At 67.7% G+C, this 11,999-nt stretch carries 13 protein-coding genes; all 13 read right to left on the bottom strand.

Going from position 1 to position 11,999, the window contains the following annotated elements:
• Position 1 precedes the first annotated feature (1 nt).
• Positions 2-913, bottom strand: coding sequence for an acetaldehyde dehydrogenase (acetylating) (locus QTI17_RS27385; RefSeq protein ID WP_286536818.1), 912 nt, complete (start codon positions 911-913; stop codon positions 2-4).
• Between the two features lie 13 nt (positions 914-926).
• Entirely contained in the window at positions 927-1,709 is a 783-nt protein-coding gene (dmpE, locus tag QTI17_RS27380; protein ID WP_286536817.1) for a 2-oxopent-4-enoate hydratase, read from the bottom strand.
• A gap of 28 nt (positions 1,710-1,737) precedes the next feature.
• Positions 1,738-2,562, bottom strand: a complete 825-nt coding sequence (locus QTI17_RS27375; RefSeq protein WP_286536816.1) for an alpha/beta fold hydrolase — start codon at positions 2,560-2,562, stop codon at positions 1,738-1,740.
• 13 nt (positions 2,563-2,575) lie between these two features.
• A complete protein-coding gene (locus tag QTI17_RS27370; protein ID WP_286536815.1) occupies positions 2,576-4,030 on the bottom strand; it encodes a 2-hydroxymuconic semialdehyde dehydrogenase in 1,455 nt (484 codons plus the stop codon).
• 10 nt (positions 4,031-4,040) lie between these two features.
• Entirely contained in the window at positions 4,041-4,973 is a 933-nt protein-coding gene (locus tag QTI17_RS27365; protein ID WP_286536814.1) for a catechol 2,3-dioxygenase, read from the bottom strand.
• 26 nt (positions 4,974-4,999) lie between these two features.
• Positions 5,000-5,344 (bottom strand): 2Fe-2S iron-sulfur cluster binding domain-containing protein, encoded by a 345-nt coding sequence (locus QTI17_RS27360; RefSeq protein ID WP_286373634.1) that lies wholly within the window; start codon positions 5,342-5,344, stop codon positions 5,000-5,002.
• 1 nt (position 5,345) lies between these two features.
• A complete protein-coding gene (locus QTI17_RS27355) occupies positions 5,346-6,404 on the bottom strand; it encodes an NADH:ubiquinone reductase (Na(+)-transporting) subunit F (protein ID WP_286536813.1) in 1,059 nt (352 codons plus the stop codon).
• 19 nt (positions 6,405-6,423) lie between these two features.
• Positions 6,424-6,786 (bottom strand): phenol hydroxylase subunit P4, encoded by a 363-nt coding sequence (locus QTI17_RS27350; RefSeq protein WP_286536812.1) that lies wholly within the window; start codon positions 6,784-6,786, stop codon positions 6,424-6,426.
• Positions 6,787-6,816: 30 nt separating this feature from the next.
• A complete protein-coding gene (locus QTI17_RS27345) occupies positions 6,817-8,403 on the bottom strand; it encodes an aromatic/alkene/methane monooxygenase hydroxylase/oxygenase subunit alpha (RefSeq protein WP_286536811.1) in 1,587 nt (528 codons plus the stop codon).
• 75 nt (positions 8,404-8,478) lie between these two features.
• Positions 8,479-8,775, bottom strand: coding sequence for an MmoB/DmpM family protein (locus QTI17_RS27340; protein WP_286373638.1), 297 nt, complete (start codon positions 8,773-8,775; stop codon positions 8,479-8,481).
• Positions 8,776-8,798: 23 nt separating this feature from the next.
• On the bottom strand, positions 8,799-9,794 hold the full coding sequence (locus QTI17_RS27335) for an aromatic/alkene monooxygenase hydroxylase subunit beta (protein ID WP_286536810.1): 996 nt from the start codon (positions 9,792-9,794) through the stop codon (positions 8,799-8,801).
• 29 nt (positions 9,795-9,823) lie between these two features.
• A complete protein-coding gene (locus QTI17_RS27330) occupies positions 9,824-10,105 on the bottom strand; it encodes a phenol hydroxylase subunit (protein WP_286373640.1) in 282 nt (93 codons plus the stop codon).
• A 215-nt stretch (positions 10,106-10,320) separates the two neighbouring features.
• Positions 10,321-11,973: a sigma-54-dependent Fis family transcriptional regulator gene (locus tag QTI17_RS27325; protein ID WP_286536809.1), complete on the bottom strand. Its 1,653-nt coding sequence runs from the start codon at positions 11,971-11,973 to the stop codon at positions 10,321-10,323.
• Positions 11,974-11,999 lie beyond the last annotated feature (26 nt).

The raw sequence follows: 11,999 nt of genomic DNA, 5'->3' as shown, positions 1-11,999 counted from the left end.
CCTATGCCGCAACGGCTTCGGGTTGAAGTTGGCCGGCCAGCATCGACTCGGCGAACAGTTCCGCCGTGCGTGCCGCGGCGGCGGTCATGATGTCGAGGTTGCCCGCGTACTTCGGCAGGTAGTCGCCCAGGCCTTCGACTTCGAGGTAGATCGACACGCGCCTGCCTTCGAACACCGGTCCGTTCACCAGCTTGTAGCCCGGCACGTACCTCTGAACCTCGGCGATCATCCGGTGCACCGACGCCATGATGGCCGCCTGGTCGGGCGCGTCCTCGGTCAGGCAGTGGACGGTGTCGCGCATGATCAGCGGCGGCTCGGCGGGGTTGACGATGATGATCGCCTTGCCCCTGGCGGCGCCGCCGACCTGCTCCACCGCGCCGGCCGTGGTGCGCGTGAACTCGTCGATGTTCCTGCGCGTGCCGGGGCCGACCGAGCGGCTGGCCACGGTGGCGACGATCTCGCCGTAGGCCACGGCCTGCACCTGCGACACGGCGGCCACCATCGGGATCGTGGCTTGGCCGCCGCAGGTGACCATGTTGACGTTCATCGGCGCGTCGCGCAGCTGGTCCTTCAGGTTGACCGAGGGCACGCAGAACGGCCCGATCGCTGCCGGCGTGAGGTCGATCATCCGCACGCCGAGCGCATTGAGCTTGCGCGAGTTCTCGGCATGCACGTAGGCGCTGGTGGCGTCGAAGGCGATCCGGATGTCGTCGGCCTCCACGTGCGGCAGCAGGCCGTCGACGCCGTCGGCGGTGGTCTTGAGCCCCATCTCGCGGGCCCGCTGCAACCCGTCGGACGCGGGGTCGATGCCGACCATCCAGACGGTTTCGAGCAGCGGGCTGCGCTGCAGCTTGGCCAGCAGGTCGGTTCCGATGTTGCCGGGCCCGATCAGGGCGCACTTGATCTTCTTCATGGGTGGATGTCCTTCAATGAAAGCGGACCGAGCAGCCGCCCAGGCCGCCGATCGAAACGCGGAAGTTGTCGCCGGCCGCGGCCGGGAACATCGCGGCCAGTGCACCGGACAGGATGACCTCGCCAGCCTTCAGTCCGATGCCGAGCCGGCCGAGCGTGTTGGCGAGCCAGGCGACGGCATTCACCGGCGAGCCGAGCGCAGCGGCGCCGGCGCCGGTGGCGACGATCTCGCCGTTCTTCTCGAGCACCATGCCGCAGGTGCCGAGGTCGATCCGGCGCGGATCGACCGCGCTGTCGCCGAGCACGAAGACGCCGCAGGAGGCGTTGTCGGCCACGGTGTCGGCAATCTTGATCTTCCAGTCGCGGATGCGCGAGTCGACGATCTCGAAGCAGGGCATGACGCATTCGGTGGCCGCCAGCACGTCGGCGTTGCCGATGCCCGGCCCCATCAGGTCGCGCTTCAGGATGAAGGCGATCTCGCCCTCGGCCTTGGGCTGGATCAGCGTCCGGCTGTCGATCGACTCGCCTTCGCCGACGATCATGCCGTCGAGCAGGTAGCCGAAGTCGGGCTGGAAGACGCCGAGCATGTTCATCACGGCGCGCGAGGTGACGCCGATCTTCTTGCCGACGATGCGCTCGCCGGCATCGAGCCGGCGCGCGATCATGCGCTGCTGCACGTGGTAGGCGTCCTCGATGGTGATGGCCTCGTGGCGGCTGCTGAGCGGCTCCACGACCTGGCGGTCGCGCAGCGCGGTGTAGAGCTCGTCGCCGAGCTGGTGGATGAGCGGGGTGTCCATGGTGGGCATCTCGTGTCGTTGGGATGAATCAATCGGCCTCGGCGAGGAAATCGCCGACCAGCCTCGCAAAGCGGGCACCGTGCTCGATCTGCGTCCAGTGGCCGCAGCGGCCGAACACGTGCAGCTGGCTGTTCGGAATCCAGTCGGCCAGGGTCAGCGAGGTGGCGAGCGGAATCACCTGGTCCTCGCGGCCGTGGATCACCAGCGTCTCGTGAGGCAATGCGCGGATGGCTGCCTCCGGGCTCGCCATGGCGTCGACCCAGCGCTGGCGCGGCGCCGGGAACATCGCGCCGAAGGATTCCTGGAAGCCTGGCTGGATGCTGGCCTCGTAGCGCAGCTGAGCGAGCTCGTCCGTGACCAGCGCGCGGTCATGGGCGAACACGTCCATGATGCGGCGCATGTTCTCGAACGAGGGCGTGTAGCCCCACACGGCATCCAGCCCCTGCGTGATCGCGAAGGGCACGCCCACGCTGCCCATCAGCACCAGCCGGCGCACCCGGTGCGGCGCGCGGATCGCGAGCGCCAGCGACAGCGCGCCGCCGAACGAGTTGCCCACCACGTCGGCGCGCTCGATGTCCAGCTCATCGAGCAGGTCGATCGCCTGCTGTACCCAGGTGTCCATCGTGTAGGCGATGCCCGGCGGGCGATCGGTGTAGCCGAAGCCCGCCATGTCGGGCGCGATGACGCGCCGCGTCTGCGCCAGCACCGGCAGCGCCAGCCGCCAGTTGGCCCAGGCGCTGACCCCGGGGCCCGAGCCATGGATGAACAGCGCCGGCGCGCCCTGCCCCAGGTCGTGCACGTTGGTGTCGAAGGCACCGGTGCGCACCCGCAGGCCGATCTCCGGATGGCTCATGGCCGTTCGCTCCTCACAGCTTGATGCAGACATTGCGCAACTCGGTATAGAACTCGAGCGAATGGACGCCGCCCTCGCGGCCGATCCCCGAGGCCTTGGCGCCGCCGAAGGCGGTCCGCAGGTCGCGCAGGAACCAGCTGTTGATCCAGCAGATGCCGACCTCCACCTGCCGCGCGACGCGGTGCGCCCGCCCAAGGTTCTCGGTCCACACCGTGGTGGCGAGGCCGTAGTCGGTGGCGTTGGCCAGCGCGATGGCTTCTTCCTCGGTGTCGAAGGGCGCGATGTGGCAGCACGGGCCGAAGATCTCCTCGCGGATGACCGCGGCGCTCTCGGGCAGGCCGGTCCAGATGGTCGGCTGCACCCAGTGGCCTTCGGCCAGCGCGCCGGTCATCTGCGGAACGCCGCCGCCGGTGACCACGGTGGCGCCCTCGTCCCTGGCCTTCTGGTAGTACGACAGCACCTTCTGCTGGTGCTCGCGCGAGATCAGCGGGCCGAGGTTCACGCCGGCTTCTTCGGAGGGCCCGGGCTTCAGCGCCTCGGCCCTGGCCTTCAACGCGGAGACGAAGCGCTCGAAGATCGGCCGCTGCACATAGACGCGCTCGGTGCCCAGGCACACCTGGCCGCAGTTCTCGAAGGCCGAGCGCGCGATGCCGGCCACCGCCTTGTCGAAGTCGGCGTCGGCGAACACCAGCCCGGCGTTCTTGCCGCCGAGTTCGAAGGACACCGGCCGCACGCCCTTCGCCGCCGCGGCCATGATGGCCTCGCCGGTGCGCGTCTCGCCCGTGAAGGTGATGCCGTCGACGCCCGGATGCGTGGTCAGGAACTCGCCGGCCGACTGCGGCCCGAAGCCGTGCACCACGTTGTAGACGCCGGGCGGGATGCCGACCGCGTTCATCACTTCGCCGAGCAGGGTGGCGGTGGCCGGCGTCTCTTCCGAGGGCTTGACGACCACCGTGTTGCCGCAGGCCAGCGCCGGTCCGACCTTCCAGGTCATGAGCAGCAGCGGCAGGTTCCACGGGCAGACCACGCCGATCACGCCCAGCGGCGAGCGGATCGCGTAGTTGAGTGCCTGGCCGCCGTCGGGCGTGGCGGTCTCGAAGGTCTCGGTCGGCACGTTCTTGACGATGTCCGCGAACACCTTGAAGTTGGCGGCGCCGCGCGGGATGTCGATGTGCGAGGCCAGCGAATGCGGCTTGCCGGTGTCGGCCATCTCGGCCTGCAGGAAGTCGTCGAACCGACGGTTGATCTCGTCGGCCACGGCGTGCAGCAGCTCGATCCTGCGGCCCACGCTCATGCGACCCCACTCGCCTTGCAGCGCCGCTCGGGCAGCGCGCACGGCGGCGTCGACCTCGGCCGCACCAGCCTCGTGGACGCGGCCGAGCAGCCGGTTGTCGGCCGGCGCGCGGTTGTCGAAGGTCTTCGAGGTGGCGACGAATTCGCCGCCGATGAAGTTGAGGAAATGCTTCACGTCCGGCCCCTCAGGTCACCACCGAAAGGAAGTTCTCGTTGAGCTTGCGGTCGTGATAGAAGATCGCGCGGCCCAGTTCGTCGTCGGTCCATGTCAGCGGCGGCTTGTCCGGATAGAACACGTAGCCGCCCGAGAAGACTTCGTTGCGGTTGCCGCTCGGGTCGAAGAAGTAGATCGTCTCGCCGCGCGTGATGCCGTGCCGCGTCGGCCCGATGTCCAGCGAGACGCGCTTCTTGGTGATGATGTCGGCCGCCTTCAGCACTTCGCCCCAGTTGTCCAGCAGGAAGGACGCGTGGTGGAACTTGTTCTTCTCCGGGTGGCGGATGAAGGCGATGTCGTGCGGCTTGGTCGAGCAGGTCAGGAAGGCGGCGATCGCCATCCGCTCCGGCCCGGCCACCACGCTCTCGGCCAGGTTGAAGCCCAGCACCTCGGTGAAGAGCTTCATCGTGCCGTCGAGGTCGTCGCCGTACAGCAGGCAGTGATCGAAGCGCGAGGGCGCCATGCCCTTGAGATCGTCGGGGGAGATCTCGGGGTTCTCGTAGGGCATACCGTTGCCGACCTTCTCCTTCTCGGCGAAGAGCTCGATCGCATGGCCGGTGGGCACCGTGAAGCGGAAGCGCTTGCCGGTCCGCAGGTGCTCGCCGGCGGCGATCCATTGCATGTCGGTCGCCAGGCCGCTGGCCTCGAGGTCGGCCGCCAGCTTCTCGAGCGTGGCGGGGGAGTCGACCCGGAAGCCCATGAAGTCCATGCCGGCCGTGTCGGCCTCGCGCAGCACCACGCTGTGGTGGTCGTGCTCGTCCCAGGCCTTGAAGTAGATGCGGCCTTGCGCATCGCGCGCGGTCTCGATCAGGCCGAGAACGTCGCGGTAGTGCTTGATGGCCGCTTCCAGGTCGAGCACGCGCAATTGAACGTGGCCCGGTCGCAGTACGCCAGTGAGTGCCATGGTGAGTCTCCTTCGGTGGTTGAAGTTCAGGTGGGGGAACGGGTAGCGTCGGCGAGATGCCGCTCGATGCAGCGCGCCATCCGGGCGACCGCCAGCAGTTGAAGGTCGCTTTGCGGATAGGCGCGGCAGGCCAGCACGTAGCCTTCGGCCTCCTCGTCGGCGCTGATGTGGCTGCGGCTCATGCGCTCGCAGCGGGTGCGGCCGGCTTCGATGCGCACCTTGCAGATGCCGCAGCCGCCGCCGCGGCAGCCGACCGGTATGCCCTTGCGGCCGAGCTGCTCCATGCCGCCGAGCAGGGTCTGGTCGCCGCGGCAGGCATAGCGTTCGCTCGTGTTGCCGATGGCGATCGAGAAGCACGGTGTCGCGGTCATCTCAAAGCGCCTTGAAAAGCGGGCTGCGCGGCGCGGCGGTGGCGGCGTCGGCGGCGGTGAAGAACTTCTCGGTGTAGATGTCGCGCTCGAACAGCCGGCCCTGCATCAGGGTCGCGATGCAGGCCTCGGTCATCGGCGGCGGTCCGCACAGATAGGCCTTGTGGCCGCGGAAGTCGTTCGCGAAGTGCGCCTTCAGCGCCTCATGGGCGTAGCCGCGTGCGCCGCTCCAATCGGCATCCGGCGCCAGGTCGGACAGCACCGGAACGTAGCTGAAGTTCGGATGGCGTTCCGCGAGCGCCTCGAAGACCTCGCTGAAGTAGAGCTCTTCATGGTTGCGCGCGCCCTGGATCAGGGTGATCGGGAGTTCGCAGCCCTCGTTCAGGAGGTCGAGCACCATGGCCTTGGGGCTCGACAGGCCCGAGCCGCCGGCCACGAAGATCATCGGCAGGCGCGCCGACTTGCGAACGAAGAAGCGGCCGTTCGGCGCCGTGAAGCGCAGCGTCTGGCCGACCTGCAACTCGTCGTGCAGCCAGCCCGTGGCGCGGCCCTGAGGCACGCGGCGGATGTGCAGCTCGATCAGGTCCTCATGCGGTGCATTGGCGATCGAAAAAGCCCGCTCGCCCTCGACGCCGGGCACATGCAGCATCAGGTACTGGCCGGCCTGGAACGCAGCAGGCTTGGCGGTGCGCAGCCAGAGCCCGCGGATCGTCGGCGTCAGCATGCGGGCCTCGACCAGCTCGGCGTCGAAGTCCTCGAGCGGCAGGAACTGCGCGTCGGGGTCTTCGTCGATCTCGGCCTCGATCACGAGGTCGGCCTGCGCCGTGGCGCAGCAGGCGAGGATCTTGCCTTCGTCGCGCTCGAAATCCATCAGCGCGAAGTTGGAGGCCTCGCCGTGCTCGCATTCGCCCTCGAGCACCTGCACCTTGCAGGTGCCGCAGACGCCGTGGCCGCAGGCGTGCGGCAGCCAGACGCCGGCGCGCAGGCAGGCGTCCAACACCGTCTGGCCGTCGCGGGCGGCGACGCCTTGTCCGAGCGGCTCGATCATGATCTGGAAGCTCATGGCGTTGGTCCTCGCGGCTTCAGCTGTGCGAGCCCTTGATGCCCTTGAGGCCGGGCACCCGGAAGCGGATCACGGACTTGTGGACCAGGCCGTTGTCGGCCAGCGACTTCGCCGGATCGGGCACGAAGGGCTTGCCCGAGTCGAGCCACTGGGCTTGCCCCCAATCGATCTTCTCGAAGTCGGGATGGCTGCCGTAGACGCCGGGCAGCACCTCGCTCAGGAGCGCGCCGAAGGGCATGGTCGCGGGCAGCGGCAGGCACACGGGCGAGCAGAACAGCAGGTGGTCGTCCCAGCCGATGTAGAGAAGGCGGTTGCCGTGGAAGCGGTCTTCGCTGTCCGCGACGGTGCCGGTGTAGCCGGGGGCGAGTGCAACAACAGACATGGGTTTCTCCTGTGTCGGGTTCGGTGAGCTTCAGGCGACCTTCGGCTGCGCAGGCTGCGCCGACAGGTCCTGGCCGGTCCAGCGCTCCCAGTTCGCCTTGTCCGGCGAGGTGTTGAATTCGCCGTTGTCCGCGCCGTCGTTGATGTGGTAATACTTCAGCACCGCGGCCAGCGGGTCGAAGCCCGGCACCGTCGGGTCGGTGCCCTCGGGGAAGCAGTTGCCCTGGTAGATCTGGTGCACCGGCAGCCAGGCCTGAACGTATTTCTCGGGCTCGTCGTCGAAGATGTCCTTGCAGCCGTCGGAGCAGAAGTGATGCTTCATGCCGTGGTAGCTGCTCTCGCGGTAGCAGATCTTTGTCGGGTCGTCGGGCTCGGTGAAGAACATCGGCACCTGGCAGGTCTGGCACAGCATCGGCAAGGTGTTGTTGAACCAGCGCTTGCCCTGGCGCTCCTGCTCGGCGAGCCACTCGAAGCGCGGGCGATACATCCGGTCGAAGGTCTCGGGGTACTTCTCCGACAGCCAGTCCATTTCTTCGGGCCGCGGCACCCAGACATTGAAGTCGGCAGCGTGGCCGTAGTTGTTGAAGGTGGCCCACGCCTCGTGCGAGAGGCGGCTCTTCTCCTTCGTCGCGACTTCGTGGTACTTGGGCATGCGGATGCCGTAGCGCGCCAGATCCTGGAACAGCGCACCGCCGTTCTTCTCGAAGTACATCTCCCAGGCCTCGGACCAGCTCATCACGCGCTTGGGCAGCATGTAGTCCATCATCATCGCGACCAGGGTCAGCAGGCGGTAGCCGCGCCAGAACCACTTGTCGACCCACTTCTGAACTACGGCCACGTTGTCCGGGTCCTGCTCCAGGATGAACTTCACCACCTCGAGGCCCAGCGTCATGTGGCGCGACTCGTCGCTCTGGGCCGAGAAGCCGAAGGTCACGGTCGCCATGTCGCCGTTGTAGGCGGCGCCGCTCATGAAGGGCATGAACAGCAGGTTGGTCAGAACGTATTCGAACGAGAACGAGATCGCGGTGATGAACTCGAAGGGCCCGGCGCTCATCGCGTCCTCGAAGTAGCTCTTGGGCACCGAGAGGTACCAAACCCGGTCGTGCATGTGCTGCGGATCGTGCAGCCCGTTGAAGTACTTGTTGAAGTGGCTGATGGTGTGGAACTGCGTCTGCGCATGGCGCAGCTCGTCGATCGACTGCATCTGGCAGGCCACGCGGGCGCCGACGCCGCGCAGCGATCGCCCGGCCATCGCATAGCCGCGGTGGGCCGCGTATTCGAGCGGCGAGACGCCGGTCAGGAACAGCTTCAGCGTGTTCAGGTAGCGCGGGTCGCTGATGTTGAACTGGCCGTTGTTCTGCTGGAACGCGTCGATGATCGCGTAGAGCTTCTTTTCCTTCTCGCCCTGGAACTTCCAGTAGGCGTCCATCGTGAGGCGGAACGGGTCTTCCCACTGGTCCCAGTCGTGGATCTTGATGCCCTCGAACTTGTCGAAGGGAAAGACATCGTCCATCGCCTGGTAGGTGGTGTCCCAGCCGAGGCCGCGGGTCATCATCGCGTAGCGTTCCTTCAGGCCGAGCCGGGCGGCGGGGCGCTTGGTGTTGTCTGCGTGGGTCATGGCGTCGTGTCCTTGAATGCGGTGATGCGGTGATGCAGTGGTGCGGTGATGCAGTGGTGCAGTGGTGCGGTGCGCTCAGGCGCCCCAATGGAGGATGAATTCGTCGTCGGTCTCTTCGATGCTTCCGGACAGCGAGATCAGGCTCAGGTGGATCTCCTGCAGGTCCCAGCGGCGGCCGACGCGCTCCTCGACCGAGGCCTGGCGGATCACCAGCCGGCCCGGTGCATCGACCTTGACCATCGCCGGGTAGTCGATGGCGGTGGCGCCGGGGTTGTCGGCGAGGATGGCCTCGACGATGGCGCGTGCGGTCTCGCTGGTCTGCAGCGCGATGAAGACCGGCGGGCGGGCGATGTCTGCGGTGGCGGTGGTCATTCGGGTCTCCTGGGTTGTTGTCATCAAGCGGCGATGCCGAGGCGCGCGGCGCGGGCGTCGAGTTCGGCGGCGACGGCCTGCAGCGCTTCGGCGCCGCCGGCGCCCAGCGCCAAGGCCGACAGCGGTCCGAGCGCATCGACGATCTGCTCGCGCCAGGTCCGGTACCAGGCTGCGAGCTGCGCCTTGTTGGCCGGCGATTCGTCGGCCGCGGTCTTGACCGTGGCGTCGACCCAGCGCAGGTTCTCGTCGAACCAGTCGTTCTGGAACTCGGTCAGCATCGCCAGCGCATTGCCGGTGGCGGCGCTGCGCTCGTTCACGTAGCGCCTGTAGACCAGCGGATACAGCAGGCCGTCGAAGACCAGGTTCTGCGCCACGAAGACCTCGAACCAGTCGCGCGTGACGAACAGGTTTTCCATCAGGCGGCGGACGCCCTGCCAGGCCGGGTGCGAGAGCCAGGCTTCCTTGCCGGCGTCCAGCGCGGCGCCCGAGTTGCCGTCGAGCTGCAGGCCGACGCGCGACAGGTACTGCGCGATGCCCAGCCGGTCCATGGCGGCGAAGATGAAGGGCTGCGTCACCGCGGTGCCGTAGCCGTAGCCGCAGCAGTAGCTGTGGTTCATGTTGGCGCCCCATTCGTAGTGGCGCAGCGGCACCAGCACCTGCTGCAATGATTCGCGGGTGCCGGCGTCGGCCTGGGCCAGCAGCCGGCGCTTCTCGGCGAACTCGAACTGCCGGTCGGCGCCTTCCTGCTGCCGGGCGCGGGTCATCGTGTAGACGCCGTAGTAGAAGTGGCGCGGGTCCTTGAAGCTGTACCAGTCGGCCATCACGATCGCGGTGCGGCGCTTGTCGTAGAGCTCGTACTCGGGCTGCCACAGCGGCCGGTAGTGGAAGTTGGCGGTCGGCTGCATGTCCAGCGTGGCTTCCTGGTAGCGCGAGGCCGGCTTGTCGCCGAGCCGCCGGGCGACGTGCGAGAAGGTCTGGCGGATCGGCCGGATGTCGGTGGTCTTGATGTCGACTTGCACGGGGTGTCTCCTCGGGTGGGGTTCAGGGTCTAGTGATCGATGCCGGGGGCGCCGTAGCGCCACTTCATGCGCTCGAAGTCGAGCCGGGCGCCCTCCTCGGTCGTCAGGTGGCGCACCTGGTGGCGCTCGCAGAATTCGCGGAACTGATCGAACTGCATGACCAGCTCGACCGCCAGTTCGGGGTCGCCGATGGCGAACTCGAACTCGACGAAGCGCGCCTCGCGGGTGCCCGTGACGCGCACGAAGCACGGCTGTCCGGTCATCGCGCTGGCACTGCCGCTGTGCCGGTCCGGCGGGGTTGAAAGGGTCACGTGTTCAATCCATCAAATCCGGGTCGGCAACAGCGCCGCCCCGACCAATAAGGGCAACGCGCGTGCCAGCGCGGCTAAGTGATTGATTTGTATGGACCCGGCCGGTGACCGGGCCGGGTGGTCCGGGTTGTCCCGGATGATGGGGTGATCATTTGCTGCGGTGCAGCGTGATCAAATGGTGAAATCCGCGGGCGCAGGCGCAGGGGCCCGCGGACTCAGGACGCCGGCAGTCCTTCCTTCTTCAACCGGTAGGCCAGCTGCGGCCGCGTGATGCCCAGCAGCCGCGCCGCCTGCGACAGGTTGCCCTTGGCCCGCTGCATGGCCATCTGCATCAGCCGCTGCTCGAGCGATGCGATGTCGATGCTTTCCTCGAGGACGCGCTCGCACAGCGCGTCCAGCGTGCCGCCTTCGGATTGCGTGATCTGGCCGCCGGCACCGAGTTGGCCCTCGACCGGCGCGCCCGAAGGCGAACTCCACAGGTACGCGGCCTCGATGTCGCCATGGTCGGGCGCCAGCAGCACCGCGCGCTCGATCACATTCTCGAGTTCGCGGATGTTGCCCGGCCACGCGTGCTTCATGACCTCGCGCATCGCCTTGTCGGTCAGGCCGCGCAGCTTCTTGCCGTACAGCGTGCTGTACTTCTCGACGAAGCGCCCGACCAGCGCCGGGATGTCGGCCGTGCGCTCGCGCAGCGGCGGAATGGTGATCGGGAAGGTGTTGAGGCGGTAGAAGAGATCGCTCCTGAACTTGCCGGCCTGCATCGCCCGCGGCAGGTCGACGTTGGTCGCCGCGACGATGCGGACATCGACCCGCGTCGCCTGGTCGGCGCCGAGGCGCTCGATCTCGCCGGTCTGCAGCACGCGCAGCAGCTTCACCTGGGTCGCCGGCGGCAGGTCGCCCGCCTCATCGAGAAACAGGGTGCCGCCGTGGGCGCGCTCGAAGCGGCCCGCGCGCGCATGGTGGGCGCCGGTGTAGGCGCCCTTCTCGACCCCGAACAGCTCGGCCTCGATCAGCTCCGCCGGGATCGCGGCGCAGTTGACCGCGATGAAGGGCTGCTTGGCGCGCGGCCCGTTGTCGTGCAGCCAGCGCGCGAACAGCTCCTTGCCGACCCCGGTCTCGCCGAGCAGCAGCACGGTGATGGCGCTCCGGGCGGCCGTCCGCAGCAGGTCGAAGGCCGCGCGAAAGCCCGGCGAGACGCCGACCAGCTTCTGGTCGTATTCGCGGCGCGGCTGCAGGGCGCGCAGGTGTTCGAGCCCGAGGTTGAACTCGATCAGCCGCTCCGCGACGTGGTGCTGCCGGAAGTAGTCGAGGTAGCGCTCGTCCTGCCACTCCTCTGCGACGTGGCCGACGATGCGGCAGCGGCTGTCGCCCATGCTGGTGCACTCGACCTCCTTGAAGACCACCAGCCGGCCCATGAAGGCGCTGGTGTAGCCCGACGCATAGCCGATCTGCGACCAGCATTGCGGATCGTCGCCGTATCCGAAGTCGGCCACGTGGGCCTCGCACTCCCAGGAGTTCTCCCAGACGAACTCGCCGAAGAACTGCTTGTTCTCGAGGTCCATCTCGAGCTTGATCATCTCGACGCTGACGATGCCCTCGATCGAGTGCAGGCGCGGGCCGAGCATGAAGGCGTCTTCGGTGCGCAGGCCGGCGCGGCGCTCCTTGACGGCCAGCTCGCCGTCGCGCTGCCCGGACGCGAAGCCCATGCGCACCAGCAGGCCACGCGCGCGCTCGACGCCCAGCGAATCCAGCAACTCCTTGCGAAGCTCGGCAAAGGCACGCGCATGCAGCAGCAGCATGCGCTGCTCGTCCAGCCAGATGTGGCCGGAGCCCGCGTTGAAGCGCAGGAGAGAAAGAAGTTCTCCCACGTTGTCTCCTTGTATGAAAACCGGTT

Origin of the sequence: Variovorax sp. J31P179 (genome assembly GCF_030316985.1) — a bacterium.
GTDB lineage: Bacteria > Pseudomonadota > Gammaproteobacteria > Burkholderiales > Burkholderiaceae_C > Variovorax > Variovorax ginsengisoli_B.
This window is presented reverse-complemented; position numbering and strand designations above follow the sequence as displayed.

Coding starts and splice junctions, on each gene's coding strand:
- QTI17_RS27385 (WP_286536818.1), bottom strand. CDS start 913: ATGAAGAAGATCAAGTGCGCCCTGATCGGGCCCGGCAACATCGGAACC.
- dmpE (WP_286536817.1), bottom strand. CDS start 1,709: ATGGACACCCCGCTCATCCACCAGCTCGGCGACGAGCTCTACACCGCG.
- QTI17_RS27375 (WP_286536816.1), bottom strand. CDS start 2,562: ATGAGCCATCCGGAGATCGGCCTGCGGGTGCGCACCGGTGCCTTCGAC.
- QTI17_RS27365 (WP_286536814.1), bottom strand. CDS start 4,973: ATGGCACTCACTGGCGTACTGCGACCGGGCCACGTTCAATTGCGCGTG.
- QTI17_RS27360 (WP_286373634.1), bottom strand. CDS start 5,344: ATGACCGCGACACCGTGCTTCTCGATCGCCATCGGCAACACGAGCGAA.
- QTI17_RS27355 (WP_286536813.1), bottom strand. CDS start 6,404: ATGAGCTTCCAGATCATGATCGAGCCGCTCGGACAAGGCGTCGCCGCC.
- QTI17_RS27350 (WP_286536812.1), bottom strand. CDS start 6,786: ATGTCTGTTGTTGCACTCGCCCCCGGCTACACCGGCACCGTCGCGGAC.
- QTI17_RS27345 (WP_286536811.1), bottom strand. CDS start 8,403: ATGACCCACGCAGACAACACCAAGCGCCCCGCCGCCCGGCTCGGCCTG.
- QTI17_RS27340 (WP_286373638.1), bottom strand. CDS start 8,775: ATGACCACCGCCACCGCAGACATCGCCCGCCCGCCGGTCTTCATCGCG.